The 25,957-nt window shown below is 43.0% G+C and carries 25 protein-coding genes and 1 tRNA gene; 5 read left to right on the forward strand and 21 right to left on the reverse strand.

Annotated elements, in window-relative coordinates:
• The first annotated feature begins 30 nt into the window (after positions 1–30).
• The 3 genes from MUN53_RS11565 to MUN53_RS11575 all read left to right on the forward strand — a co-directional run bounded on the left by MUN53_RS11565 (position 31) and on the right by MUN53_RS11575 (position 3,044).
• A complete protein-coding gene (locus MUN53_RS11565) occupies positions 31–987 on the forward strand; it encodes a toprim domain-containing protein (RefSeq protein ID WP_004319668.1) in 957 nt (318 codons plus the stop codon).
• A 211-nt stretch (positions 988–1,198) separates the two neighbouring features.
• The gene (locus tag MUN53_RS11570; RefSeq protein WP_004308779.1) at positions 1,199–2,602 is read left to right on the forward strand and encodes a hypothetical protein; all 1,404 of its coding nucleotides are present in this window, start codon (positions 1,199–1,201) and stop codon (positions 2,600–2,602) included.
• A gap of 88 nt (positions 2,603–2,690) precedes the next feature.
• Positions 2,691–3,044: a nuclear transport factor 2 family protein gene (locus tag MUN53_RS11575; protein ID WP_004308780.1), complete on the forward strand. Its 354-nt coding sequence runs from the start codon at positions 2,691–2,693 to the stop codon at positions 3,042–3,044.
• Between the two features lie 71 nt (positions 3,045–3,115).
• On the opposite strand, the gene MUN53_RS11580 is transcribed toward MUN53_RS11575, so the two are convergent.
• From MUN53_RS11580 to MUN53_RS11675, 20 genes are all read right to left on the reverse strand, one after another.
• Positions 3,116–3,307, reverse strand: a complete 192-nt coding sequence (locus MUN53_RS11580; protein WP_004308781.1) for a hypothetical protein — start codon at positions 3,305–3,307, stop codon at positions 3,116–3,118.
• A gap of 21 nt (positions 3,308–3,328) precedes the next feature.
• Positions 3,329–3,481, reverse strand: a complete 153-nt coding sequence (locus MUN53_RS11585; RefSeq protein WP_005786088.1) for a hypothetical protein — start codon at positions 3,479–3,481, stop codon at positions 3,329–3,331.
• Positions 3,482–3,491: 10 nt separating this feature from the next.
• Entirely contained in the window at positions 3,492–4,004 is a 513-nt protein-coding gene (lnu(AN2), locus tag MUN53_RS11590; protein ID WP_004308783.1) for a lincosamide nucleotidyltransferase Lnu(AN2), read from the reverse strand.
• Positions 4,005–4,028: 24 nt separating this feature from the next.
• Complete coding sequence (gene mef(En2) / locus MUN53_RS11595; protein ID WP_005786079.1) at positions 4,029–5,234, reverse strand: macrolide efflux MFS transporter Mef(En2); 1,206 nt, start codon at positions 5,232–5,234, stop codon at positions 4,029–4,031.
• 327 nt (positions 5,235–5,561) lie between these two features.
• Positions 5,562–5,646, reverse strand: a tRNA-Ser gene (locus MUN53_RS11600).
• Between the two features lie 204 nt (positions 5,647–5,850).
• Positions 5,851–6,633 carry a tryptophan synthase subunit alpha gene (trpA, locus tag MUN53_RS11605; RefSeq protein ID WP_243325545.1) on the reverse strand — a complete coding sequence of 261 codons (783 nt, stop codon included), beginning with the start codon at positions 6,631–6,633 and terminating at the stop codon, positions 5,851–5,853.
• On the reverse strand, positions 6,630–7,247 hold the full coding sequence (locus tag MUN53_RS11610) for a phosphoribosylanthranilate isomerase (RefSeq protein WP_243325546.1): 618 nt from the start codon (positions 7,245–7,247) through the stop codon (positions 6,630–6,632). The genes trpA and MUN53_RS11610 overlap by 4 nt, the downstream gene beginning before the upstream one ends.
• Positions 7,237–8,064 carry an indole-3-glycerol phosphate synthase TrpC gene (gene trpC, locus MUN53_RS11615; RefSeq protein WP_243325547.1) on the reverse strand — a complete coding sequence of 276 codons (828 nt, stop codon included), beginning with the start codon at positions 8,062–8,064 and terminating at the stop codon, positions 7,237–7,239. Before trpC ends, MUN53_RS11610 begins: the two co-directional genes overlap by 11 nt.
• 4 nt (positions 8,065–8,068) lie before the next feature.
• The gene (gene trpD, locus MUN53_RS11620; RefSeq protein ID WP_243325548.1) at positions 8,069–9,064 is read right to left on the reverse strand and encodes an anthranilate phosphoribosyltransferase; all 996 of its coding nucleotides are present in this window, start codon (positions 9,062–9,064) and stop codon (positions 8,069–8,071) included.
• Between the two features lie 4 nt (positions 9,065–9,068).
• Entirely contained in the window at positions 9,069–9,635 is a 567-nt protein-coding gene (locus tag MUN53_RS11625) for an anthranilate synthase component II (protein WP_243325549.1), read from the reverse strand.
• A gap of 285 nt (positions 9,636–9,920) precedes the next feature.
• The gene (locus tag MUN53_RS11630) at positions 9,921–11,324 is read right to left on the reverse strand and encodes an anthranilate synthase component I family protein (RefSeq protein ID WP_243325550.1); all 1,404 of its coding nucleotides are present in this window, start codon (positions 11,322–11,324) and stop codon (positions 9,921–9,923) included.
• Positions 11,325–11,328: 4 nt separating this feature from the next.
• Positions 11,329–12,522 (reverse strand): tryptophan synthase subunit beta, encoded by a 1,194-nt coding sequence (trpB, locus tag MUN53_RS11635; RefSeq protein WP_022455577.1) that lies wholly within the window; start codon positions 12,520–12,522, stop codon positions 11,329–11,331.
• 268 nt (positions 12,523–12,790) lie between these two features.
• A complete protein-coding gene (locus MUN53_RS11640) occupies positions 12,791–13,651 on the reverse strand; it encodes an MBL fold metallo-hydrolase (RefSeq protein WP_243325551.1) in 861 nt (286 codons plus the stop codon).
• Positions 13,652–13,749: 98 nt separating this feature from the next.
• On the reverse strand, positions 13,750–15,450 hold the full coding sequence (locus MUN53_RS11645) for an alkaline phosphatase (RefSeq protein WP_022455575.1): 1,701 nt from the start codon (positions 15,448–15,450) through the stop codon (positions 13,750–13,752).
• A 17-nt stretch (positions 15,451–15,467) separates the two neighbouring features.
• Positions 15,468–16,643 (reverse strand): M24 family metallopeptidase, encoded by a 1,176-nt coding sequence (locus tag MUN53_RS11650; protein WP_243325552.1) that lies wholly within the window; start codon positions 16,641–16,643, stop codon positions 15,468–15,470.
• Positions 16,644–16,826: 183 nt separating this feature from the next.
• Positions 16,827–17,747 carry a DUF368 domain-containing protein gene (locus tag MUN53_RS11655; RefSeq protein ID WP_243325553.1) on the reverse strand — a complete coding sequence of 307 codons (921 nt, stop codon included), beginning with the start codon at positions 17,745–17,747 and terminating at the stop codon, positions 16,827–16,829.
• Between the two features lie 159 nt (positions 17,748–17,906).
• Positions 17,907–19,646 carry a glutamine--tRNA ligase/YqeY domain fusion protein gene (locus MUN53_RS11660; RefSeq protein WP_243325554.1) on the reverse strand — a complete coding sequence of 580 codons (1,740 nt, stop codon included), beginning with the start codon at positions 19,644–19,646 and terminating at the stop codon, positions 17,907–17,909.
• Positions 19,647–19,767: 121 nt separating this feature from the next.
• Entirely contained in the window at positions 19,768–20,526 is a 759-nt protein-coding gene (locus MUN53_RS11665) for a phosphatase PAP2 family protein (protein WP_243325555.1), read from the reverse strand.
• Positions 20,523–22,271, reverse strand: a complete 1,749-nt coding sequence (locus tag MUN53_RS11670) for a DNA polymerase III subunit gamma/tau (RefSeq protein ID WP_243325556.1) — start codon at positions 22,269–22,271, stop codon at positions 20,523–20,525. The genes MUN53_RS11665 and MUN53_RS11670 overlap by 4 nt, the downstream gene beginning before the upstream one ends.
• A 134-nt stretch (positions 22,272–22,405) precedes the next feature.
• Positions 22,406–24,517 carry a M3 family metallopeptidase gene (locus MUN53_RS11675; protein WP_243325557.1) on the reverse strand — a complete coding sequence of 704 codons (2,112 nt, stop codon included), beginning with the start codon at positions 24,515–24,517 and terminating at the stop codon, positions 22,406–22,408.
• Positions 24,518–24,610: 93 nt separating this feature from the next.
• Here MUN53_RS11675 and MUN53_RS11680 point away from each other — a divergent pair, with 93 nt between their 5' ends.
• Entirely contained in the window at positions 24,611–24,916 is a 306-nt protein-coding gene (locus MUN53_RS11680) for an FtsB family cell division protein (protein WP_022455843.1), read from the forward strand.
• Positions 24,917–25,252 carry a hypothetical protein gene (locus MUN53_RS11685; protein WP_022455842.1) on the forward strand — a complete coding sequence of 112 codons (336 nt, stop codon included), beginning with the start codon at positions 24,917–24,919 and terminating at the stop codon, positions 25,250–25,252.
• Positions 25,253–25,450: 198 nt separating this feature from the next.
• Here the strand turns inward: MUN53_RS11685 and MUN53_RS11690 are convergent, their stop codons facing one another.
• On the reverse strand, positions 25,451–25,912 hold the full coding sequence (locus MUN53_RS11690; RefSeq protein WP_243325558.1) for a DUF5606 family protein: 462 nt from the start codon (positions 25,910–25,912) through the stop codon (positions 25,451–25,453).
• Positions 25,913–25,957 lie beyond the last annotated feature (45 nt).

Below are 25,957 nucleotides of genomic sequence, written 5' to 3' on the forward strand. Positions count from 1 at the left end.
CAATTCAACTATCATTAAACCTATCGTCTTATGGATATACAGACAGCGAAACAAATCAAAATAGCGGATTATCTGCACAGTTTAGGATTTTCACCCGTCAAACAACAGGGCATAAACCTGTGGTATAAGTCACCACTAAGGGAAGAAACGGAAGCATCGTTCAAGGTAAATACAGAACGTAACCAATGGTATGATTTTGCACTCGGCAAAGGTGGGAATATCATCGCACTGGCACAGGAACTTTATTGTTCCGACCATGTGCCTTACCTCTTGCAAAAAATCGAAGAACAGACACCCCGTATTCGCCCCGTGTCTTTTTCTTTTGGCAAGCAATCATCTTCCGAGCCAAGTTTTCAACAACTGGAGATTGTACCGCTTTCTTCTCCTGCCCTGCTTGCTTATTTGCAGGAAAGGGGAATAAACATTGCAATGGCGAAAAGAGAATGCAGTGAAGCGCACTTCACCCATAATGGCAAACGGTATTTCGCCATCGCCTTTCCCAATGTGTCGGGTGGGTATGAAATCCGCAACCAGTATTTCAAGGGATGCATCGCACCGAAAGAGATTTCTCATATCAAACAGCCGGGAACAGCGAGGGAAACATGTTATGTGTTTGAGGGATTTATGGACTATCTTTCATTTCTTACTTTGAGATTGGAGAATTGCCCGAAATATCCCGAACTGGACAGGCAAGATTATATGGTGTTGAACTCAGTAGCCAATGTTTCCAAAGCAATCTATCCGTTGGGAAGCTATGAGCGCATCCACTGTTTCTTTGACAATGACCGTGCAGGAATGGAAGCCATGCAGCAAATCTATAAGGAATACGGCAGGGACTTATACATCCGTGACGCTTCGCAGACATACAGCGGATGCAAGGACTTGAACGAATACTTACAGAAACAGACTGAAAGAAACAGGCAAGTTCAATCTGCAAAAGGGGTGCGCAGCCAACCACCGAAAAAGAAAAACGGCTTTCGGTTATAGCCCACTATAACTACACGCTTCGCTTTCGTAGTTGTGGGCTCTCCCGAGGGGATTAGGGCTTTGCCCTAATGACCCACTCAGGGCGTTTCACCCCTGAGAACCCCGAGCAAAGAGTGACCCTCTCTTTGCAATCTCCGCTTATGGGTTACCCCTAAGAACCCCTCTGCGAAAGCGAGCAAAGTAAATCAATTGTAAACAAAGGAAAGAAGCTATGGCAACAAAATCAAGCATACATATCAAGCCTTGCAACATCGCATCGAGCGAGGCACACAACCGAAGGACTGCCGAGTATATGCGTAATATCGGGGAGTCCAGAATCTATGTCGTTCCCGAACTTTCCACCGATAACGAACAGTGGATAAATCCCGACTTCGGCACTCCCGAACTGCGAACTCATTATGACAATATCAAGCAAATGGTCAAGGAAAAGACCGGACGTGCCATGCAGGAAAAGGAAAGGGAACGCAAGGGAAAGAATGGAAAGATTATCAAGGTGGCGGGATGCTCACCCATCCGTGAAGGAGTATTGCTTATCAGACCGGACACCACACTGGCTGATGTACGCAAATTCGGTGAAGAGTGCCAAAGACGCTGGGGCATCACTCCGCTACAGATTTTCCTGCATAAAGACGAAGGGCATTGGCTGAACGGTCAGCCGGAAGCAGAAGACAAGGAGAGCTTCCAAGTCGGTAACAGATGGTTCAAACCAAATTATCATGCTCATGTCGTATTCGACTGGATGAACCATGAAACTGGAAAGAGCCGAAAGCTCAATGACGAGGATATGGCAACCATGCAGACCCTTGCTTCCGATATTCTCCTGATGGAACGTGGACAGGCAAAAGCTGTCACAGGTAAAGAGCATCTGGAACGAAATGATTTCATCATTGAGAAGCAGAAAGCCGAACTGCAACGTATAGAGGAAACCAAGCGACACAAGGAACAACAAGTAAGCCTTGCCGAACAGGAACTCAAACAGGTAAAAGCAGAGATACGCACGGACAAACTAAAGAAAACAGCCACCAATGCTGCTACCGCCATAGCAAGCGGTGTAGGTTCTCTTTTCGGAAGCGGTAAGCTGAAAGAACTGGAACATCACATCGAGCAGCTACATCAGGAAATTACCAAACGGGACAAAGCTACTGATGAATTAAAAATTCAGATACAACAAATACAGGAACAGCATAGCAGACAAATTCGTAATCTTCAAAGAATACATAATCAAGAACTTGAAGCCAAAGACAAGGAAATATCACGATTGAGCACCTTGCTTGAAAAAGCCCACAAATGGTTTCCCATGTTCAAAGAGATGTTGAGAATGGAAAAATTATGCGCTGTTATCGGGTTTACCAAAGACATGATAGAAAACCTCTTGACAAAGAAAGAATCCATACAATGTAGTGGCAAAATTTATTCCGAAGAACACAGGTGGAAATTTGACATCAAGAATGATATTTTTAGGGTTGAGAAACATCCGATGGATAGTGGTAAGCTTATGCTGACCATAAACCGACAACCCATAGTACAATGGTTTAAGGAACAATGGGAAAAGTTACAGCAGAATCTACGTAACTCGGTGCAGAGAGAGCAAAAATCCAGAGGATTTAGAATATAGAATAGCCTATTATTAATAAAATCAAGTATCTATGCATCCAAACAGATTGTTTTTATTACAGAATCAAAATCCTAAGAATTTATAAAAAATGAAGCCTAAAGAAGTTTTGGAAAAATGGATAGATTGCTTTAACAAAGCAGATGCTTATCATATAGCAGAGCTGTATGCTACTAATGCAGTAAATCATCAAGTCGCAAACGAACCAATAATTGGTAAAGAATCAATCTACAAAATGTTTGTGAATGAATTTGCCACTGCTAAAATGGTTTGTATGGTGGAAAATATTTTTGAAGATGGCGAATGGGCTATCATGGAATGGAAAGACTCTCTTGGACTTCGTGGATGCGGATTTTTTCATGTAAAAGATAACAAAATCGTCTTTCAAAGAGGGTATTGGGATAAACTTTCATTCTTGAAGCAACACAATCTTCCAATTGAATAAGTACTATCAGAATACGGACTGGGAAATTGAAATACCCAGTCCGAGTTATATAATGAATTTTACTTGTTAAACTATTTAAAGTCAGTTGGATAACAAACCATACCTTTCACATTCTCAGTAGCTCCAGGTATTAATTCAGCCACCATGCAATATTCATGAGAGACTTCGAAAGGAAATTCAATTCCTAAATCGATAGCCTTGCGATAGCCAAATCGAGGATAATACTCTTTATGCCCCAATACGACTGCTGTGCCGTAACCCAAAAGTGCTGCCCTCTGATGGGCTTACTGAATCAACATCCCCCCCCCAATTCCCTTACGCTGGAATTCCGGCAAGACTGCCAATGGAGCTACACTCAGGGATGTGACAGACTGGGTGTCACTATCTATCTTTACTTCTGTAAGTAAGATATACCAGACAATTTGTTTTTCTGTCATTTTCTTGTTCTTATCTAATTGTTAGGCTCATTGTTGTTATACATTGTTTAATTATAGATAAATCGTGAATATCCTTCTCTCTTAAATCGTAGCCCGAATGGAATACTTGTTGCCCTTTTGCAGAAATGCAAGGGATGCTTCTGCCTTCAAAGACTGCTGTTCCAAAATAGTCCGGTTGAAATTCATACCAGCCTCCATCCAAGTCGGCTTGTTTGGAAGTGCCGTCCGCATTCAAGACAAAAGGATGGATATCAATATAGCCTAATTCTTTGCTATACAGTTCCACACGGGTGGGCAACCAATTTGTTTCAATTTGATATCCTCTCTCCTGCAAAAGATCAAGGAGTTGGTCTGTATAATTGGCATCAAAATCAATGTCAATATCTCTATGCAAGCGGGTTTGCTGTCCGTACAAGACATCCACTCCCCAGCCTCCATCCAACCAAAACTGCATGTCCAGGCTTTCCAACAAGTCCAAAACTTGAAATAACTCTGTAATCGTAGTGTGTTCTTTCTTTGTCATATAATAATTCTTTAATAAATAATACTATGCGTAATTATCCAACTGCTTGATTGAAGAAATAAAATTTGCACCCACTCCAATCAGAAAGATAACCCATCCGCTGATCATAAAGACGGATGTGATACCCCATGCTTCCACCCAATATCCTGAAGCTACGATACCCAGCATTGATGGAAAGGTACTCAAACTAAAGATGAGAGAAAAAGTCCGTCCAAGCATGTCCGAAGCCAAGTTCTGCTGAATAATAGCGATGAAAAGCGCATGGTAAATGGAATAGGCTATGCCTCCTGTAAATGTTAGGCAAACAAAACCTATAAATGCGCTTGATGGTAAATAACTGGCGCTAATCAGATACAATCCCAATATCACATAAGCCGTATGCATCACTAATGTTTGCTTGCTTTTCAAAGCCTTACAGGCAAGTACTAAACCGCCCAACAATGCCCCTGAGCCCCAACCCATTTCCACAACTCCCATTTGCAAAATGTTTCCGTTGAAATGCAGAAGCGTCATAAAAGGAAATAACGTAAAAACAGGCATAAGGACAAAAGTCACCAGCGTAAAGCATACGAATAAAGGCAAAATGCCCATTGTACGCCGCAAGGTATGCCAACATTCCGTCAGTTCTTTTTTGAAATCTGGAAGAACTTTCGTTTTTTGAAGAGAAGGAATCTGGACACAAAGTAAGGTCAGACAAGCAGCAACAGCTCCGATCACATCTATGAGCAGAATATACTGTATGGGAAGCCAAACAACGAGGCTTGCCCCTACAACGGGAGCTATCACCTCACTGAAGGATTGAATGGAATGGTACAAACCTGATACCCTGACAAGATGGTGCTTGGGAACCAGTAGAGGGATGCTTGCCTGTAAAGCAGGTGCATGAAACGTACTGCCTATTGAACGACAAGCAGTCAATAGATAAAAAAAAGAAAGGTCTTTATAACCCTTGGTTATCACAATAAAAAGACATAGGGTACAGAACGCGATGAACAAGTCCGAATAAAACATCGTTTTCTTTCGATTCCATCTGTCAACATAGACCCCGGCAAACAAGCCTAATACAAATTGTGGTAAAAATCCAGCTAAAATAGCCAGAGATAAAGCTGTCGGGGATTTAAATTCGTTGCTAATCCAAAAAATAATGGAGAAGCCAACAATCGTACTTGTTAAAATAGATATGAGTTGGCCTATTCCTATCACGGCCAAAGTTGATTTCCAATGATTCATTGTGCTAATATTTCATGCGTTTATAGATAAGTACTTTCGTACATTAAGCAAAACGAAATTCTATCCACACAAAAAACTTGTATTATAATCCACTCCTGACGTTGGAATACAATAACAAATACTTTCAGGACGATGTAAAGTCCTGAAAAATCAAAGTGAATGGATAGATAAATATTAGTCTTTTCTCATCGGATTCTTTTAATATCGCTACTCTTTTATTATGTAGTGGTTGTATTATCTTAAATAAAACAAAAACACCCGACTTTACATTCTTGGGTGCAAAACTGGGTGTTTGTTTTGCAATCTGCTGATTTTCAGCGTTTGTTGCGGAGAGAGAGGGATTCGAACCCCCGGAACCTCTCAGTTCAACGGTTTTCAAGACCGCCGCAATCGACCACTCTGCCATCTCTCCAGTCGTTTTCAATATGTTTTGCAATCGTTTTGCTCTCAATTGCGGTGCAAAGGTAAGGATTATTTTTGATTGTGCAAACTTTCTGAAGAAAAATTTATCATTGGGGATGAATTTTTCTTTCTTTATAAATGGAAAATCCGGTAAAAGCTCCTGTGATAGAGTACTTTTACCGGATTCGCTTTTCTATTGAAAATATTTGTGCCTTTAACAGTCGGCGTGGATAATTTGGAGTAGTTTGTCGACTGCAGCTTCAATGCTGGGTTCTGTTTTTAAGAGTTGGACAAATTTACTTCCGATAATGCCTCCGGATGAATTTTGGCTGGCAGCTTCGTAGGTAGCTTTGTTGCTGATACCGAAACCGATCAAATACGGATGTTTGAGTTTCAGTTCCTTGATTCGTTTGAAGTAATGTCGCTTTTGAGACTCAAAGTCTTTTTGCATACCTGTCGTAGCGGCACTGGAAACCATGTAGATGAATCCGTCGGTATGTTCGTCGATTTGACGGATACGTTCATCGGATGTTTCGGGTGTAATTAGCATAATCATATTCAGGCCGTATTGGTCGGCGATTGGTTTGTAGTTTTCCAGATAATCGGCAAAAGGAAGATCGGGAATGATCACACCGTCTATTCCGATCTCTGAGCAAGTCTGACAGAAAGATTCAAAGCCGAATTGCATGATTGGATTCAGATAACCCATCAGAATAACTGGCATGGTAATTCCTTCGTTCCGGATGTCTTTTATTTGCTGGAAAAGTAATCGCAGACTGATGCCGTTTCGTAATGCCTGGGTAGAAGCTTCTTGAATGACTGGACCGTCGGCCATCGGATCCGAAAAAGGAATTCCGATTTCTACCATATCAATACCTTTCTGCTGTAAGGTATGCAGAACAGTTGTTGTATCATTTAAGTTGGGATAACCGGCCGGATAATAAATGGAAAGTACCGGTTTGGTTCTATTTTGAAGTAATTGATTGATTCGATTCATACGTTTGTTTGCTTTAATTGGTTGATAAATGATTGAATACGTTTCGCATCCTTAAGACCGGGTGCTGACTCAAAACCACTGTTCAGGTCGAATCCGATGAGTTGCGGATGACTGAAACGAAGCAGTTGCGGAAGCAGCTCGAGGCGGATTCCTCCACTGAGCAGGAAAGGAGTCTGACCTTTGTAATGCTTCAGTACGGACCAGTCGAAGGCTTGTCCGGAACCTCCATAACCTGTGCAGCGGGTATCAAACAGAAAGTAGTCGACTGCCGATTCATATGCTTCGGTTTTCCGGATGTCTTCTTCGGAAGAAACGGAGATAGCCTTGATGATTTTGTATCCTTTCTCCCGAAGCTTTCGGCATAATTCCGGCGATTCGTTCCCGTGTAGCTGTAGGTAATCCAGTTTATACCTATTATATATAGATAACATTTCTGCCGGATCTGCATTGACAAAGACTCCAACTTTACAGATATTGTCTGGTACTTCAATGACAGTTTCCTGAAAATACCGCGGAGACTGTGGATAAAAGATAAAACCCATCCACTGGATTCCGCAGGCTGCGACGTCAAGCATATTGTTGGCGTCGCGCATGCCACAGACTTTAATCAGCATGATTCGTACAGGTTTGGATGAAGCTTCGTAAAGTTTCACCCGGATTTGCTGTTTTCATGAAGGTTTCGCCTATCAGGAAGCCTCTAAACCCTTCCTGGCGCAGACGGATTACATCGTTTGGATTGTGAATACCGCTTTCGGTAATCAACAACGGCGTGCATTCCTTTTCTTTTTCTAAGTAGGCTTGTACGGCCGGAAGCAAATCGAGGGAATGATTGACTTGTGTGTCGAACGATCCTAAGTTCCGGTTATTGATACCCAGCATATCAACGTAAGGATTCAGACATTCCAGTTCTTCTGCCCGGTGAATTTCCAGAAGAACTTCCATGCCTAAGGTATGGGCTGTGCTGGCAAGTATCTCGCAATCCTCCGGATTCAAGACAGCAGCGATCAGCAGGACAGCATCGGCTCCCATCGCTTTTGCCTGGAAAAGCTGGTAACTCTCTAGAACAAAATCTTTACGGAGCAAAGGTAAAGATGTTTGTCTGCGGGCTTTTTTCAGATCACCCAGCGAACCTCCGAAGAACAGCTCGTCTGTCAGGATGGAGCAGGCTGCTGCTCCATTGGCTTGATAGGCTGGAATGATATCTGAAACCTTTGCCTTGGGGTGCAACCATCCTTTTGACGGACTCTTTCTCTTAAATTCCGCGATGATACCACAGGTTGAATTTTCCAATGATTCCCGCATGGAGACGGTATTCCGGTCCATGGCTTCGCTGGCCAGTCCGAGTAAGGTCTGTAAAGGTACCGCTTTCTTCTGGTGTTGTAGTTCGATCTGCTTATGTGCTATGATGTCTTCTAGAATATCGTGTTTCATACATTTACTGATTTAAGCTTAAAAACTTCCGAAAGGTAGCTAATGCTTGCTTACTTTCCAAAGATTCGCGGGCTTCATACAAACATTCTTCTATCTTTTTCTCCGGATGGATGACCTGAATGGCAAAAGCGGCATTGGCTATGACGCAGTTGGTTTGTGCTTCGGTTGCTTTTCCTTCCAGGATCGCATCAAAGATACGGGCAGCGGCTTCGGTTGTTTCACCTCCGTCCAAGTCTGCTTCCTGGCATCTCTTGAAACCTAACATCTCCGGCGTATAAAGTTTTTCCTTATCCGGTGTAGCCAGTTTGAATTCGCCGGTCAATGATATTTCATCATATCCGTCGAGACTGTGAACAATGGCGAAGCGTGTACCGCTTTCCTGGTAAGTATAATTATACAATCGGAGGAGCGGTAAGTTATAAACGCCCAGCAGCTGATAGGCTGGAATGACCGGATTGACGAGCGGACCCAGCATATTGAAGAAACTGCGGACACCGAGGTTCTTGCGGACGGGTGCGACAGCTTTCAAAGCCGGATTGAACAAAGGGGCATGCAGATAAGCAATGTGGCATATATCCAGCGACTGTTTCAGCCGGTTTATATCGGAAGTAAACCGGACGCCGTGCTGTTCCATGACGTTGCTGGCTCCACTTACCGAAGTAGCTCCGTAGTTTCCATGCTTGACTACGTTGTAACCGGCTCCGGCAACGACGAAACAAGCTGCCGTACTAATGTTGAAAGTGTTCTTGCCGTCGCCACCGGTGCCTACAATATCGATGGGCTTGTATGCATGCAGATCTACCGGTTTACGCATTTCCAGCAAAGCTTCCCTGAATCCACAGAGTTCATCTACCGAGATATTCCGCATCAGAAAGACCGTAATCAGACTGGCAATCTGTGCGTCGTTGTACTTGCCCTGCGCGATTTGTTGCAGGACTTGTCGGGATTCTTCTTTCCCGAGGTATTGATGTTCGAAAAGTCTGTATAATATATCTTTCATTTCTTTATGCTTTTAACCAGTTACGAATAATTTGATTTCCTTGTGGTGTCAGTACCGATTCGGGATGAAACTGAATTCCCTTTACATCGTAGGTCTTATGTCTCAGTCCCATGATTTGTTTGCCTTCTGCATCTTGGGCGATTACTTCGAGGCAGGATGGAAAATCTTCCGAATCGACTACCCATGAATGATAACGTCCGGCGGTAAAGGTTTCGCCCATGCCGGCAAAGATCGGGTCGGGAACGGTTACTTGTATAGGCGAAGCGATCCCGTGATAAACCTCTTTGAGGTTAATCAGCCGAGCTCCGAATGCCTGCCCGATGGCCTGTTCGCCTAAACATATACCCAGAATACTTTTCGTCGGCGCGTATTCCTTGATCAGCGGCAACAGGATACCGGCTTCTTCGGGTATGCCCGGACCGGGCGATAAGAGTATTTTGTCGTATTGCCGGACTTCTTCCAGCCTGATCTGATCATTTCGTCTGACTTCAACGGTTGCACCCAGTTCATTCAGTATGTGCAGCAAGTTGTATGTAAATGAATCATAGTTGTCGAATAATAATACTTTCATACTTGTTCGTTTGATAAAAGATGAATACTTCCAGTTTCTTTTGATTTCCTTCCGGCAAATACTTCCAGACCATGCATGCTATTCTTTAGTTCACGCCGCGGATTACTTAGTTCACGTCGTGGATTACTTAGTTCACGCCGTGGATTACTTAGTTCACGCCGTGAACTAAAGAATTCCATACAGGATTGACAAGAATTTCTTACTGCCTGCATATATTGGGACAAGGAACTAAGTGAGAATATCTGGCGGTTGGATCTGAGTCGGAAAGAAGATTTGTCCGCAAAGTCAATTTTCTAATGATTCAGCCAGGATGATGGCTTTTTTAAGAGCTCCCAGCTTGTTATTGACTTCCTGTAATTCTCGTTCGTCATGGCTTTTGGCTACGATACCGGCTCCGGCCTGATAGTACAGGACATTGCCGCGGCTGACAAACGAACGGATAGTAATTGCCTGATTTAAGTCTCCATTGAATCCGATAAATCCGATACATCCGCCGTATGCGCCTCGGTTATGAGATTCGATTTCGGTAATCAATTGCATGGCTCTTACTTTAGGAGCGCCGCTTAAAGTACCGGCCGGGAATGTATCCATATACGTCTTAATCGGATTACTATCCGGCTTTATCTCTCCGCTAACCCGTGAAACCAGGTGAATTACGTGACTGTAATATTGTACTTCCCTATAGAAATCGACCTGTACATGCTGGCAATTGCGCGAAAGATCGTTGCGTGCCAGATCGACCAACATGACATGTTCGGCGTTTTCCTTCGGATCATCCAGTAAGGCATTTGTTCGTTTACGATCGGTTTCCACGTCACCACTACGGAAAGCTGTCCCGGCAATAGGATCAATACTGGCGCGTCCGTTACTGATCTTGCAATGTGTTTCAGGCGAAGAACCAAAGATCCGGAAACCACCGAAATCAAAATAGAACAGATAAGGAGAAGGGTTGATGCTTCGTAATGCCCGATAGACTTTGAAATCGTCGCCTTTGAAAGCCTGTTCGAAGCGACGGCTGAGGACAATCTGAAAGACATCGCCCCGCAGACAATGCTGGACACCTTGTCGAACCATGGCTTTATACGTTTCATCGCTGATAGGAGAGTGTTCTTCTCCTACGGTATGGAAGTTATAAGAAGCGAAGTTCCGGTTGTTGATCAAGGTTTCAATGTCTTTCAGATGCGGTGTCTCTCCTTCGGAAAGCAGCTCGATCAGCGTCAGTTCATTCTTGAAATGATCAAAGACAATGAGGTATTTGTAAAGGATATACAGAATATCCGGTGCGTCGTTCTCTTCATGATGTGATTCTGCAACGGGAATCGGTTCCATATATTTAACGGCATCAAAAGACGTATAACCGAAGAGTCCGACATACCGAGCCTCATTTCCCTGAATCTCAAAGCAGGAGAGAAACTGGTTCATGGCATCTTGTACCTGGAAGTCCGGCTGTAACGGTTGGGTTTCTTCCTGTCCGTCGGGATATTTCAGGGTGGCTGTTCCCCGGTTAATCCCGATACTTCCCAGTGGGCATAAGGCAATAAACGACAAACTGTTGGTGTTTCCGTGGAAATCCGAGCTTTCCAACAAGGCTGATTCCGGGTAAATATCCCGTACTTTCAGGTAAATGCTGACGGGAGTCTGCAAATCTCCCAGCACTTGTTTGCTGATGGTATGAAACTGATAAGTCATTGTTTTAAAGTGAATATTGGTTCTTATATTTGATATAGGTCTCCATATCCTTGTCGCCGCGTCCAGAGACTGTCAAGACAACTACGTCGTTCGGTTTGAACTTCATCTTAGGTAAAGCTCCCAAAGCATGTGCACTTTCAAGCGCCGGAATGATACCTTCTAGTCGAGTCAGAAGGAAGGCGGCATCCAATGCCTCGTCATCATTGATAGCAAATACCTGCGCTCTACGGGTTTTTGCCAAATTAGCATGCATTGGTCCGATACCCGGATAATCAAGTCCTGCCGAAATAGAGTAAGGTTCTTCTATCTGTCCGTCCTCATTCTGCATAACCAGTGTTTGTGAACCATGAATAACTCCTTTCTTTCCCAAGTGAATCGTGGCGGCGCTCTTTCCGGAAGTGATGCCTAATCCACCGGCTTCGGCAAGAACAATCTTAACGCGCAAGTCGTCCAGATAATGATAAATAGTTCCGGCTGCATTACTTCCGCCTCCAACGCAAGCCATCAGGTAATCCGGATAATCCCGGCCTTCTTGTTCGAGTAGTTGCTTCTTGATCTCCTGACTGATAACCGATTGTAAGCGGGCAACCATATCCGGATAAGGATGCGGGCCGACTGTTGATCCGATTACATAATACGTATCAGCCGGATGACAGCACCAGTCGCGGATAGCTTCGTTGGTAGCATCTTTCAAGGTCATATTACCGGAAGTGACCGGTACGACCCGTGCTCCGAGCATTTCCATCTTCTGTACATTGGCATGCTGGCGTTCAACGTCAGTTTTCCCCATATAGACAACACATTCCAGATTCATCAGAGCACAGACGGTTGCTGTAGCAACTCCGTGTTGTCCGGCTCCGGTTTCAGCAATAATACGGCTTTTTCCCATCCGCTTAGCCAACAGAATTTGTCCGATCGCGTTATTGATCTTATGAGCTCCCGTATGATTCAGATCTTCGCGCTTCAGATAGATTTTACATCCGTATAATTCGCTGAGCCGTTTAGCCAGATAAAGCGGAGAAGGACGACCTACGTAATCTTTCAACAGTTGATGAAACTCTTGCTGAAAACTGGGATCATCTATCACTTTCCGATAATTGATTCGGAGTTCTTCCACACAGCGGTGAAGGATTTCAGGAACATAAGCTCCACCAAATTCACCGTAATACCCATTTTGATTCACTTGATACGTTTCCATATTGCTTGTATATTTTGATTTTATTTTTGCCGATTGGACATAAAAAAAGCGGTCTGTCGCAAGTGCGACAGACCGCTCATATCTTTTATCTTATTTATTTACTGAAATACATATAGAGGTCTTCGTCTCTTACGACTACTTGAGTTGTACGAGGCGCCACCACCAATTTGTATTTACTGTAAATGTTCTCATTTGTTTTCTTCCTTCTATTCTGACGGCAAATGTAGGTATTATTTGATAATATGCAAATATTTTGCAGGAAAAAATATCATATTTTCTTCCAATCCATAAAACCTGGAACTGGTAAATGCATACCGGCCAAGGTTAAATGCTTGTCTTTTACATATTGCAGGTATTGTTTTCGGCACTGAATAGCCAGCTTTTTATCCATGTCAAACGAGGCACAGACTTCCGGATGCGGTATTTGTATGGCTGCGCCATGTAACAAATCTCCCGCAATCAGTGTGTTTTTAACCTGATAGATGGTATGTCCGGGTGTATGTCCGAAAGCATTCAGGGCAATAATTCCTTCAGGCAGTTTGTCGCCTCCGTTGATTTTATGCAATTTCTTTTCATACGCTTTCATTGTCTTGACCACCTGTTGGTTTTTATCTGCGGGCATTTGTATCCAGGCATCGTATTCCTGTTGGGGAACATAGACTTCCGCCTGAGTAAAAACTACTTTGTCTTGAGATAACATACCGCCGATATGATCACCATGGAAGTGTGTCAGAAACAGATAATCGATATCTTCAGGTTGGATTTGTAAAGAAGCCAAATTGGGTAACAGACGGCTGTCTGCTTTACCATTGCCTGTATCAAACAGGATATTCTTGCCATTGGATTGCACCAGGAAGCAACTGATGGTAGCCAAAGCTCCACCTTCGGGCGACAAACGTTGGATCGTTTCCGCATCTGCTCCTGAGAATAAAGAATTAGGCATTCGTTTCTCGCCGTTATTGTCTTGAAGCCAGGTGAAACGGATATTACCTTGTGTCCATGATTCAGTTTGTTTTTCTTCTTCCTGTAGTAGTATTTTAGGAAGGGATTCAGCTTTTTTGTTGGCATAAGCAGAAAGTCCGGAGAAGGCCAAAGCTGTCAGACTGCCAATCCATTCACGTCTTTTCATAGGTAGTTTATTTTATAGTATTTGTAGAATAACCCTTCTGTGGCCTATGTTTCCACAGAAGGGTTTATAAGATTAGGCTGTTGGGTAACAGCTTACTGTTATTTCAGGAAGTCTACCAGAGATTCCGGCAGATAGAACGTATTGTTCTTGTCCACATAAACAACGACCGAATTCAGGATAATATCCTGATCTGCTTTCTTACCTGCTTTGACAATATTCGTATAAGCATGGATCGTCAGTTGTTTTTTCTTGTCTTTCTTATTCTTTACAACTAATGTAGGAGCCAATTCGCCTTCTTTGGCCGGGATGATTTCACAAGTATAGTCGCTGAATACATCGGTATGGCGGGCAAAGTATTTATTACTCATGTCGCTCAGGAATGTAGGTTCAAAGCCATACAGACTACACATATAATGATTCAGCTCGATATTGGTATGCATACCCATCGGACGAGTTCCTTGTGGATGATAGCTGGCCAGGAATACTTCTTCGCCAGTGTGTCCGTGTGTCGTGAATCCCATGCAGGTACGGCTTGTAATGATTTGTGACATTAAGCCGGATAAAGAATTGCTGTACATGGAAGCCTGACTTTTCTCGTGGCGTTCAGCTTCCGGAATCGGACTGAACTTATAATCTTTACAGTTATTCAAAGCATCCAGTTCTTCTTTAGTCAGTTCAAAACCTGCCTGTTCACGGAACAGACTTTGTACTTCAGAGTTAGGAATCGTATTGACCTTTTTAGCGAAGCCTTCAGCTGTCAGTTTGAATTGTGACAGGTTCTTGAATAATTGGTCTTTGGTCAACTTGTCATAACCTTTACATGATTCGCGGCCAATGCTGACTCCGCTGTTACCATGGTCAGAAGTAATGATTACAGTTGTCTCACCATTCTGTTTAGCAAATTCGAGAGCTGCTCCTACTGCACGGTCGAATGCCAGGAAGTCTGTAGCCATTCCGACTGGATCATTAGCATGAGCTGCCCAGTCCACTTTACTACCTTCCACCATCAGGAAGAAACCTTTGTCGTTCTTGGAAAGCTTTTCAATGGCTTTCTTCGTCATCTCTTCGATAGAAGGTTGTTCGTCCGGGTTACGATCCAGATCGTAATCCATTTCGCGGTCAGCATACAACGCCCACATTTTACTGTTGGTATCAGCACGCATACCTTTCAGATCGTTTTTATAGACGCTATATCCGTTTTCTTTCAGATGTTCTTCCAAGTTGTTTGTCAAAATAGATACACCACCACCGATCACAACATCCAGATTATTGTGTACCATCTGTGAAGCTATCCATTCATATTTTCCGCGGTTATAGCTATGCGCTGAGCAGTCGGCCGGTGTAGCGTGAGGAAATTCACAGGTAAATACTAATCCGGTAGAACCGCCTTTAAACATCTTAACGGCTTCAAGGATTGTCATGGTCGGTTGATAAGCCCGATTCGGATCTGTCGGATAAATATCATCATTCCCGCGGTGAACAGGATAAGTAGATACAAATCCAGTCTGGCTAGGCTGGCCGGAAACATAGCATGAAGTCGTTGGGGCTGAGTCGCCGATAGGTGCATCTGATGAATGCGTACGTACTGTACCACAAATATAAGGGTCGATATTCAGATTCGGTTTATCCGGATGAGAATACCATTGCAGCCAGCGGGCTGTTGAAACCGTTGCCAAAGAAGTTCCATCACTAATAAACAAGATCACATTTTTGGTCGGCTTGACGTCTTGAACGTCTGCTGCTCTTGCCGGAATAATAATCAGGGCAAGCAATAACAACAGGGATAATGTCTTTTTCATATCTTTTGAATTAGGATTTATATTAAGTTTATGATCTCTTCAGGTGCATGAGTGAGCTTTTCACAACCTTGGGCTGTTACTAGATAAGTATTTTCAACTCCGACTGCACCAATACCGGGCAGGACAAACTTAGGTTCGAGAGCGAAAATCATATTCTCTTCCAGGATTTCTTTGGAACGGGGTGTTAATACCGGAAGCTCATTGATTTGAAGTCCTACACCATGACCTACAAATTTGGCTTGCTGCTTCGTTCCCATAAAATAAGAAGCTAAACCTTCTTCTTCCACAATATGGAGAGCCAACTGATATAAATCAGCGCAAGCGACACCCGGGCGGGCGGCAGCTTCCGTTTCCTGATGAATTCGGCGAGATACTTCGTGGGCACGATAGGCTTCATCACTTAATTTGCCTACCGAATAAACACGAGTCATATCAGTCATATACGGAGTGTAGTTTCCAGCCATATCTACCATGATAGCCATACCTTCTTCAAGCGGTGTACCGTTCGCCCCTAACGGACAAGAAGCATCCATGCCACCGCCACCTAAAGCAAAGTCGAAAGGAGAAGGAGTTTCGGCATTCGGACCAGCTAGAATACTGCCCATATAAATATCCATATTAGGACCAAAAGCGCGGAACAAACCCAGCGAACCGTGCTTTCTCATCCGTAATTCGATTTCATATTGGAATTCCAAATCCGTCATACCCGGACGGAAACACGACGGTATTTCCTGATAAACTGCTTCATGCCGACGGGCGCATAAGCGGGTCTGTTCAATTTCCCAAGGCGTTTTTACCCTTCTGATTTGCCGCAGCAGAGCTGTGGCGTTGCCTGTCGTTTGAGGTTGGAATATAGACTGTAAGCGCGTATAATCAGAGTAAGTCAATTCGTCGGCTTCCAATAACAAATGTTGTGGCATTGAAAGACCATTCTCTCGGAATAAATCCGGCAGTTGCTCCGGTTTGCGTAAGTAAACGACGTGTTCGCCGACCAATCCATTCGGACGTTTGACGAAGTACCACGGTTCACCTTCGGCGGGAAGATAAAAATATCCGCTATAAATATGTCCGGTTGTATAAAAGAGATTAATTCCGTTGGTTAAGAGGCAGCCATCGGCTCCTTTTTCCTGCATAACTTTTTGGATGCGCATCCATTTCATTTGATAGTCATGGATCAAGTTCTGTGCAATCATTGTCTTTTTGTTTATTTTGGTCTCAAAGGTACGGATTTTATAATGGGAAAAATAAGTAGAAAATTGAAAAAATAAGATTTTAGCGTTAAAAAGTAATTAGCATTCAATAATAAAAAATCAGCCTCTCCTGAACTTTCGGAAAGGCTGATTCATCTTTTATAGTGTATAAATAATTTAACCGACTTATTGGGATACTTGCTCGTGTCCCTTCATTGACAGTTTTTCCAGGAAATAAACTAAAGCAAAACCTACAACCATCAATATAACTGCTTCGATAATATGGGCATTCGGTAAAATATTCTGCTCAATCAGCGGTTTGACTTCTCCGCTGGAAGTCGTATAAGTCTCGACCACTTCTTTCCAGGGCCAGACCTTATTCAGTGATCCCAGCATGAAGCCTGCCAGCATGGCAATAGTTATGTCGTGGAAATGTTTGAGCGCGTATGAAAGAACACGGGAGAAAGATGTGATACCAATGATCGCTCCACAACCGAAAATACTCAATGTGAGGAAATCGAGTTGCTTGACTGCTTCCATGATGTAGAAATATTTACCCAGTAACACCAAAATGAAGCTACCTGAGATTCCTGGAAGAATCATGGCACAGATGGCAATCATACCGCATAGAAAAATGAATAAAGGATGTGAAGGTGTTTCAGCTGGTGTGGCGATCGTCACATAATAAGCAATGATACCGCCGATGAGGAAACTTAGAATCGTCTTCCAATTCCACTGTTTAATATCTTTCGAGACAAACCAGGTAGAAGCCAATACCAATCCGAAAAAGAAGGCCCAGATCAGAATGGGCTGATGGACGAGTAGGTAAGTGATTACGCGTGCCAACGACAATACACTGACGCCGATACCGAAAAGCAAGGAGAAAAGGAAGTTTCCGTTGATAGCTTTCCAAAATTCTTTTAGTCGTCCAGTGAAGAAAAGTTTCAGGCTATGGATGTTGATGCTTTTAATCGAATCGAGCAATTCTTCGTAGATGCCGACAATAAAGGCAATCGTTCCACCAGACACACCGGGAACGACGTCGGCTGCCCCCATTCCCATTCCTTTTAATGCGATAAATGCGTAATCTTTCAGTTTTCTGTTCATGTTCATTTGCTTGTTGTTTTCGTTGATTGTTTGTGTGTAAAGAAAGGATTGTGCAGGGATTTCTCCATGAAAGTAAAATAGGCTGTATTGGAAAATTCTTTCTCAGACGAAATGTAGAGGGCAGATTTTCAATACAGCCTGTTTTACGGACGGATTCGTTTATTTATTCTTGATCTTACTCCATGTATCTTTCAGAGAAACGGTCCGGTTGAATACCAATTTACCGTCTTTGCTGTCCGGATCAAGATTGAAATATCCGATACGTTGGAACTGGAAGTAGGAGAGTGGTTTCTGTTCGGCCAGGAACTTCTCTACATAACAGTTGGTCTTCACTGTTAATGAATCCGGATTAATCATTTGCTTCATGGCATCCAAAGCACTTAAACCTTCATCTTTCAAACGTGCCAATTCGTCACGCGGATTCTCAACTTGCCACAAACGGTCGTATAAACGGACTTCAGCAGGCAAGCAGTGTGCGCAACTTACCCAATGAAGTGTTCCTTTCACCTTCCGGTTGCTGTCTGGCATACCGCTGCGAGTATTCGGATCGTATTCACAATAGACTTCTACTACGTTTCCAGCCTCGTCTTTCTTGCATCCCGTACATTTTACGATATAAGCATTCTTCAAACGAACTTCTTGTCCCGGTGTCATGCGGAAAAACTTCTTCGGAGCGTCTTCCATGAAGTCTTCGCGTTCCATCCATAATTCGCGACTGAACTCGATGATATGGCTACCTGCTGTTTCGTCTTCCGGATTATTGATGGCTTCCATTTCTTCCACTTGTCCTTCCGGATAATTGGTAATGATCAGCTTCACCGGATCCAATACGGCTGAAACACGGGTAGCACGGATGTTCAAATCTTCACGAACTGCACTTTCCAACAATGAAAATTCATTCAGTGCGTCGTAGGTTGTATAACCAATCTTATCGATGAACTTGCGGATAGACTCCGGAGAATAACCACGACGGCGGAATCCGCAAAGTGTCGGCATACGAGGATCGTCCCAACCGTTTACCAGCCCTTCCTTTACCAATGTAAGCAAGTTACGCTTACTCATTAAGGTATAATTAAGGTTCAGCTTGTTAAATTCGGTCTGACGTGGACGATTGTCATCCAGATCTTCTCCTTTCTTCAACCAGTCAATGAATAAATCATATAACGGACGGTGAGGAACGAATTCTAAAGTACACAATGAATGTGTCACACCTTCAAAGAAATCACTCTGTCCGTGTGCGAAGTCATACATTGGATAAACTTTCCAATGTGTTCCAGTCCGGTGATGAGGTGTTTTTAGAATACGGTAAATGATCGGGTCGCGGAAGTGCATATTACTGTTTGCCATATCAATTTTGGCACGCAAAGTCATACTTCCTTCTTCAAATTCACCGGCATTCATACGCTGGAACAAATCTAGGCTTTCTTCAATCGGACGGTTTCTGTAAGGGCTTTCCACACCCGGTTGTGTAGGAGTACCTTTTTGTTGTGCGATCAGTTCCGAGCTTTGTTCATCTACGTAAGCCTTACCTTCTTTGATTAGTTCGATGGCAAAATCATATAATTGCTGGAAATAATCGGATGCATAATATATGTTATTCCAGTGGAAGCCTAACCATTCGATGTCTTCCTTAATGGAATCAATGTATTCAACGTCTTCTTTAACCGGATTGGTATCGTCGAAACGCAAGTTACATACTCCGTTGTGACGTTCAGCGATGCCAAAGTCCAAACAGATAGCTTTTGCGTGACCGATGTGAAGGTATCCGTTCGGTTCCGGAGGGAAACGGGTCTGTACACGTCCGCCGTTCTTACCTTCAGCCAAATCCTTTTCTACGATTGCTTCAATGAAGTTCAAGTTCTTTTTACTCTCGACTTCGTTCATGTTGATCTCGCTCATATATAAACATTATTTCATTTCTGACGGGACAAAGGTAATGATTTCTATCTGAATTGAATCCTTTTCGATATAGAAATCAGTCTGAATGCCTCAATTCCGGTAAACAGATTTTCCGGCTGGCTTAAAAGGTATAGGAAAAATACAATCCGCCGCCTTGTTCATTCAAAACAGGAGAAACTAGCAGCTTCCTATCTCTTCGTAAGTTTATTTTCTCAGCAATTGCGTTACGAATAGGAAAATAAATCAGGTAAGATAACTCGGCTGCCAGGATTCCGTATCCGGCTCCGGCAATGACGTCGGCTACCCAATGTCGGTTGTTATAGATACGTGAACCAGCTACAAACAATCCGAGGGCATAACCGGAATACGCCAGCCAAGGGTTTGAATCTTTGAACTCTTTGTAGGCAATGTGAGCACCTAGGAAAGCATTGGCAGTATGTCCGGAAGGGAAAGAGTACTTACCTCCATCCGGTCGCCGCTCATTAACCAAATACTTGGTACCTCGTGTTAATCCGGCATTAATGATTTCTCCTAATCCAACCAGACAAAGCTGATCCACCCAACTGTGTTTTTCTTTTCCCATCAAGTCACAGATGAAGACCCAGCCGAGCATACCCCATTCCATATAATCATCGATATGAATCCGGTTGACAGAGTCTTTCCGATGAATCAAGTGGAAATCGTTCATCCCGTCAATGGCTGTGCCAACGGCTCCAACAGCTATCAACGAGGCGGGTAGGATCAGCGATTTAGGTTGGAATTTATAGGATGTAATAGGTATGTGATGAACAGACAGACTATCGGTTTCTGTCTGAGCCGAAACAGGTTGGATAAATGTCCAAAGAAGTAATAGCAGGCAGATAAAGTATTTCGTTTTCATTCTGTCCGTAAATCAAAATCTTTTCTAAGTTTATCGATAAGCGGATTGATTTCCATCATATGTTGGTATTTCTCCGCACTGGTATAGGCGAGATGCTTCTCATTTGATTCCATGATACGTACTCGCATTTGGATATGAGTATTCTGAAGCTTTTTCCGAAGAGCTGCCAGAATATCTATTGCATTATTGATCAATTCTTCCTGCATTCCTGGATTATGAACGCCTACCTCGAAGTAGAAGTTATCTTGCAATTGGGGTTGGCTGTTGCTCATGATATTCTTCAGATAGACTTTCTTCTCAATCGCATTTGCATATTCATTCCAAGCCTGTTGTAATTGTTCTTGATTGAAATTCGTCCGTAAGTCTGTTGTTGGAACTTGTGCAGAAGTTCCCTGTGGATTTTGCGGCCGTGTTTTGGGTTGCACCATTTCCTTCAACGATGTTCCCATAGGCGGACGACTCGGACGTTTAACCGTTGTTGTAGGAGTCGCTTCAGGTACTGTTACATGAATATGAGCCGGAGGCTCTTGTACCGTTACAGGTTGCGGTTGAACATTTTGTACTTGAACTACAGGTTGTACAGCTTGTTGCTTGCTTGGTTCAGGCGTATTAATGGGCGCTAACTGAGCTTTTTTTTTATCGTCGGCAGAAGCAAGTGTCAACTGGCAGAGTTGGATGAGCATCAACTCGACAAGCAGACGTTTATTTCGGCTTGTCCGATAGCTTTGGTCGCAAGTGTTAGCTAATTCAATCGCTTTGAAAAGGAAAGTTTCCTGACAGCGTTGTGCCATTTCCTTGTAACGTTCACGGATGGAAGCCCCGACTTCAAATAAAACCAGCGTTGCCGGATCTTTGCAAACCAGTAGGTCTCGGAAATGACTGGCCAGTCCTGTAACGATATTCTGGGCATCAAATCCTTTGTTGATAATCTCGTTCAGTAAGAGAAGAGATGCACGAATATTTCCGCTTAAAATTAAATCTGTCAGCCGGAAATAATAATCATAATCGAGGACATTCAGATTCTGGATGACGGCCTGGTAAGTGATGTTCCCGTTTGTATAACTAGCCACTTGGTCGAAGATCGAAAGCGCATCTCGCATACCTCCATCAGCTTTTTGGGCGATGACATTAAGGGCTTCCGGCTCTGCCTGGATTCCTTCTTGCGAAGCAACGTATTCCAAATGTTCCACCATATCAGCAATCGTGATGCGTGTAAAATTATACGTCTGGCATCGGGAAAGAATGGTGGGTAACACTTTATGTCTTTCGGTCGTTGCCAAAATGAACAGCGCATGATGTGGCGGTTCTTCAAGTGTCTTTAAAAAGGCATTGAAAGCGGCGGGACTAAGCATGTGTACCTCGTCGATGATGAATACTTTGTATTTCCCAAGTGCCGGCGGAATGCGTACCTGGTCGATCAGTGAACGGATGTCATCGACTGAGTTATTGGATGCAGCGTCCAATTCATGGATATTGAGCGAACGCTGCTCGTTAAATGCCTGACATGATTCACAAACGTTACATGCTTCGCTGTCGGCAGTCGGATTCATACAGTTGATTGTCTTGGCAAAGATACGGGCACACGAAGTTTTTCCGACACCTCTTGGTCCGCAGAACAGATAGGCATGTGCTAATTTCTGGTTCTGGATCGCATTTTTCAGGGTCGTCGTCAACGCCTTTTGTCCGACAACATCCTTGAATGTCCCCGGACGGTATTTTCTTGCCGATACAATATAGTTATCCATACGTTTCCGTGCCTCTTTTTATGATTGCAGAACAAAGATAGTAGAAAAAAAGCCTGCCCGAAAACTTCAGGCAGACTTTTTTATTTCCTGATCATGTGATCAGACTTCCGATAATATAGATTAGGAAGGTGTTTTTATTTTAAGCCTCGGTTCTTCAACAGAGGATCAGTTCCGGGTTCTTTCCCTCGGAAATTCTTGTACATATCCATGGCATCATCAATTCCGCCTGGTGTAAGAATGTAGTTACGGAATTTGCCAGCTACTTCCTGATTGAAAATATCTCCTGTCTCTTTATAGGCTTCATAGGCATCAGCATCCAATACTTCTGCCCAAATGTAACTATAATAACCGGCTGTATATCCACCTCCCATGGTGTGATTGAAATAGGTTGTGCGGTAGCGAGACGGGATTTGCTTCAACAATCCACGTTTACCAAGAGTTTCTTCTTCAAACTTCATTACGTCCAGATCGGCAGGAACATCGGTCAGTACATGGAAATCCATATCCAATAAAGATGCTGCCAGATATTCTGTGGTAGCAAAACCTTGTCCATATTTACCACTCTTGTCAAGTTTTTCAATCAGGTCGGCCGGGATGACTTCGCCTGTCTGATAATGCTTGGCATATACTTTTAAGACTTCCGGTTCAAATACCCAATGTTCCATCACCTGAGAAGGTAATTCAACAAAGTCGCGGGGTACACCTGATACACCATAATAATGAACGTCTTTAAATAGATTATGCAATCCGTGTCCAAATTCATGGAAAAGGGTAGAGGCTTCGTCGGCACTCAGCAATGCCGGTTGTCCGGCTGCCGGTTGGGTAAAGTTACAAACGATTGTTACGACCGGACCTTGACGTTTCCCGTCTACATATGTCTGTGACCGGTAGGTTCCGCACCATGCACCTCCTCGTTTGCTGGCACGAGGGAAGAAATCCATATACAAAACTCCCAGGTGTGTACCGTCTTTGTCTTTACATTCGAATGCCAAAGCATCGGGGTGCGGCAGGGGAATGTCTTTCAATTCGGTGAAAGTAATACCATACAACTTGTTGGCTACATAGAAAGCTCCTTCGCGTACCTGGTTGAGAGGCAGGTATGGACGTATCTGATTTTCGTCTAAATCAAATTTGGCTTTTTTCGCCTTTTCGAAATAATAACGCCAATCCCAGCCTTCAGCTTCGAAGGACTGACCTTCTTTCTTGATTTCTGCCTGGATGTCTGCCAATTCTTCTTTCGCTTTGTTCAGAGCCGGAGTCCAGACTTCGTCCAACAGCTTGTATACATTTTCTGAATTTTTAGCCATACGATCTTCCAATACAAACGAAGCATAATCTTTGTATCCCATCAGCTTCGCTTTTTCCAGTCGTTTGGCTACTAGTTTGCGGACTACTTCTTTGTTGTCAGCATCATTATTATTGTTTCCGCGGTTGATATATCCTTTGAAAATCTGCTCGCGTAATGCCCGGTTGTCTGCATATTGTAAGAAAGGCATAACACTTGGGTTGTGTAACGTAAAGATCCACTTACCTTCCTGGCCAGCTGCTTTGGCTGTTTCGGCTGCATTGGCGATGAGGCTTTCCGGCAGACCTGAAAGATCTTCTTTCTTATCGACAATCAGTTGGAAATCGTTGGTCTCTTTCAGCATATTCTGTCCGAAAGTCAGCTGTAGCATCGCGATTTCGCTATTCAATTCACGGAGTTTGGCTTGCTTTTCTGCATCCAGATTGGCACCACCTCTGACGAAATCCTTATACGTTTCTTCTAGTAATTTGGTTTGTTCCTTATTCAAACCCATCTTGTCTCTATTTTCATAGACTTGTTTTACCCGTTCGAAAAGTTTCGGATTCAAGCTAATGTCATCTTCATGCTTTGAGAGCATCGGAGAGAGCTGTTTGCTCAGTTCTTGCATCTCGTCGGATGTATTGGCGCTGTTCTGTCCATAGAAAACGGCACTCACTTTTCGCAATAGTTTTCCACTTTGGTCCAGAGGAACAATCGTATTTTCAAAGTCAGGAACAGACTTTTGGTTGACAATGGCTTCAATTTCCTGAGCTTGTTCCTGCATTCCCTTTTCGAAAGCAGGCAAATAGTGTTCAATCTTGATCTGGTCGAACGGAGGAACTCCAAACGGAGTCGTATATTCCGTAAAGAAAGGGTTTTCTGTCTCCACTTTCTGTTCTTTAGGAGCATTACATGCCGTCAAGGCAAAAGCTGCTCCGGCTATTAGTACTAGTTTATTCATACAGATTAATAATTTTTAATTTGCGCGTAAAGATAAGAAATCCTTTTATTTTTTTCGCAAATCTTTTACCTTTGCGGAAAAGAAATACAACAGATGTCGAAACTTAAAGAATTTTACAATAAATATTTAGCTTGGATCAACAAGTATGTGTTGGTGACAATCGGTGTATTTATTCTGATGTGTCTGGACAGTGACAGTAATCTGTATAAACGGTGGATGTACGACGAGAAAATCAGAAGCTTGGAGAAAGAAATCAAGTTCTATCAGAAAGAAATCGAAGTGAACCGTAAAAAGCTGGAAGACTTACATACCGACAAGGAAGGATTGGAGCGTTTTGCCCGTGAAGAATACTTCATGAAACGCCCGAATGAAGATGTTTTTATCATAAAGGAAAAGTAAATGAATTCCCAAATACGTACGTATCTGTTTACTGTCTCTGCCATTTTACTGTTGGGTGGAGCTGTTTTGTATTTAACTCAATGGTTCGTTGCGCCTTATCTGTTTGCTGTTGGTGCGGCAGGTATTACGGTTTGTTATCTGACGGAATCGGTGGTTGGTTTGGACTTCCGGCAGAAACGTTTGCATCGCTTCAATGTCTTATCAGGACTTCTAATGATTGCCGCATCTGCTTTTATGTTTAAAGGCAAAATGGAATGGGTTATTTTGTTGGCCATATCTGCTATTTTCCAGACGTATGTGGCTTTTGTAGGTGGAAAAGGGAAAAATAATTCTTAAAGAAAACCGGGGAATACCCATTTTGATTCTCGTTACTTTTGTTTTTGATTCTCGTTAGAATCTATTTGGTTTTTCGTTGGTTTGATTTATCCGGCTTATGGCATTATAAATGCGAAGGTTGGAATCGGATAAAATAAAGAAGCCAGGATTGATTGTTAGTAACAATATCCTGGCTTTTATAGGTTCTTATTCTATACTTTATTCTTCTGTTTTAGGAGCTTCTTCTCCTTCAGCTTTGTTTTCAGCTTCTTGTTGTTCCATTTTTACTTCAATAGAAGTGAAGTCGTTGATGCCACTGCTAATTAACAGGTTATACCAGCTGATCAACTTCTTGATGTCACTAGGATAAACGCGATCCCGGTCAAATTCGGGTAACACTTCAGCCATGTAAGCACGAAGTTCATCCGGTTTGGCAGAAGTTTGGATAGAAGCCTTTTCTCCGTTTTCTTTATTTTTGATGTTGGTCAATACTTCATGTAAGGGTATTTCTCCATCGTTTGTATAAATGGCAATATCACCCAGTGAGATGACCTTATCTTTTGCATATGCAGGTACTTTCTTCTTGTCTGTCAATGATTCAACGATCAGCATATTTTTCCCGTGAGAAACCAGTCTGAACAGGCCTGGACGTCCAGAAATAGACAAAATAGTCTTCAACATAATTGTTCGTTTTTTCTTTGTTTGGATTTGAATTAATTTAAATAT

Source organism: Parabacteroides faecalis (genome assembly GCF_022809355.1).
In the GTDB taxonomy this organism is placed as follows: domain Bacteria; phylum Bacteroidota; class Bacteroidia; order Bacteroidales; family Tannerellaceae; genus Parabacteroides; species Parabacteroides faecalis.

What these genes read in the sequence shown, in the direction of transcription:
- trpA (WP_243325545.1), bottom strand. Translation starts at nt 6,633, where the DNA reads ATGAATCGAATCAATCAATTACTTCAAAATAGAACCAAACCGGTACTT.
- MUN53_RS11575 (WP_004308780.1), top strand. Translation starts at nt 2,691, where the DNA reads ATGAAGCCTAAAGAAGTTTTGGAAAAATGGATAGATTGCTTTAACAAA.
- MUN53_RS11610 (WP_243325546.1), bottom strand. Translation starts at nt 7,247, where the DNA reads ATGCTGATTAAAGTCTGTGGCATGCGCGACGCCAACAATATGCTTGAC.
- MUN53_RS11585 (WP_005786088.1), bottom strand. Translation starts at nt 3,481, where the DNA reads ATGACAGAAAAACAAATTGTCTGGTATATCTTACTTACAGAAGTAAAG.
- trpC (WP_243325547.1), bottom strand. Translation starts at nt 8,064, where the DNA reads ATGAAACACGATATTCTAGAAGACATCATAGCACATAAGCAGATCGAA.
- MUN53_RS11650 (WP_243325552.1), bottom strand. Translation starts at nt 16,643, where the DNA reads ATGATTGCACAGAACTTGATCCATGACTATCAAATGAAATGGATGCGC.
- MUN53_RS11685 (WP_022455842.1), top strand. Translation starts at nt 24,917, where the DNA reads ATGAATTCCCAAATACGTACGTATCTGTTTACTGTCTCTGCCATTTTA.
- MUN53_RS11675 (WP_243325557.1), bottom strand. Translation starts at nt 24,517, where the DNA reads ATGAATAAACTAGTACTAATAGCCGGAGCAGCTTTTGCCTTGACGGCA.
- MUN53_RS11645 (WP_022455575.1), bottom strand. Translation starts at nt 15,450, where the DNA reads ATGAAAAAGACATTATCCCTGTTGTTATTGCTTGCCCTGATTATTATT.
- MUN53_RS11670 (WP_243325556.1), bottom strand. Translation starts at nt 22,271, where the DNA reads ATGGATAACTATATTGTATCGGCAAGAAAATACCGTCCGGGGACATTC.
- trpD (WP_243325548.1), bottom strand. Translation starts at nt 9,064, where the DNA reads ATGAAAGATATATTATACAGACTTTTCGAACATCAATACCTCGGGAAA.
- MUN53_RS11640 (WP_243325551.1), bottom strand. Translation starts at nt 13,651, where the DNA reads ATGAAAAGACGTGAATGGATTGGCAGTCTGACAGCTTTGGCCTTCTCC.
- MUN53_RS11570 (WP_004308779.1), top strand. Translation starts at nt 1,199, where the DNA reads ATGGCAACAAAATCAAGCATACATATCAAGCCTTGCAACATCGCATCG.
- trpB (WP_022455577.1), bottom strand. Translation starts at nt 12,522, where the DNA reads ATGGAAACGTATCAAGTGAATCAAAATGGGTATTACGGTGAATTTGGT.
- MUN53_RS11655 (WP_243325553.1), bottom strand. Translation starts at nt 17,747, where the DNA reads ATGAACAGAAAACTGAAAGATTACGCATTTATCGCATTAAAAGGAATG.
- MUN53_RS11625 (WP_243325549.1), bottom strand. Translation starts at nt 9,635, where the DNA reads ATGAAAGTATTATTATTCGACAACTATGATTCATTTACATACAACTTG.
- MUN53_RS11630 (WP_243325550.1), bottom strand. Translation starts at nt 11,324, where the DNA reads ATGACTTATCAGTTTCATACCATCAGCAAACAAGTGCTGGGAGATTTG.
- MUN53_RS11660 (WP_243325554.1), bottom strand. Translation starts at nt 19,646, where the DNA reads ATGAGCGAGATCAACATGAACGAAGTCGAGAGTAAAAAGAACTTGAAC.
- MUN53_RS11680 (WP_022455843.1), top strand. Translation starts at nt 24,611, where the DNA reads ATGTCGAAACTTAAAGAATTTTACAATAAATATTTAGCTTGGATCAAC.
- MUN53_RS11690 (WP_243325558.1), bottom strand. Translation starts at nt 25,912, where the DNA reads ATGTTGAAGACTATTTTGTCTATTTCTGGACGTCCAGGCCTGTTCAGA.
- MUN53_RS11665 (WP_243325555.1), bottom strand. Translation starts at nt 20,526, where the DNA reads ATGAAAACGAAATACTTTATCTGCCTGCTATTACTTCTTTGGACATTT.
- MUN53_RS11565 (WP_004319668.1), top strand. Translation starts at nt 31, where the DNA reads ATGGATATACAGACAGCGAAACAAATCAAAATAGCGGATTATCTGCAC.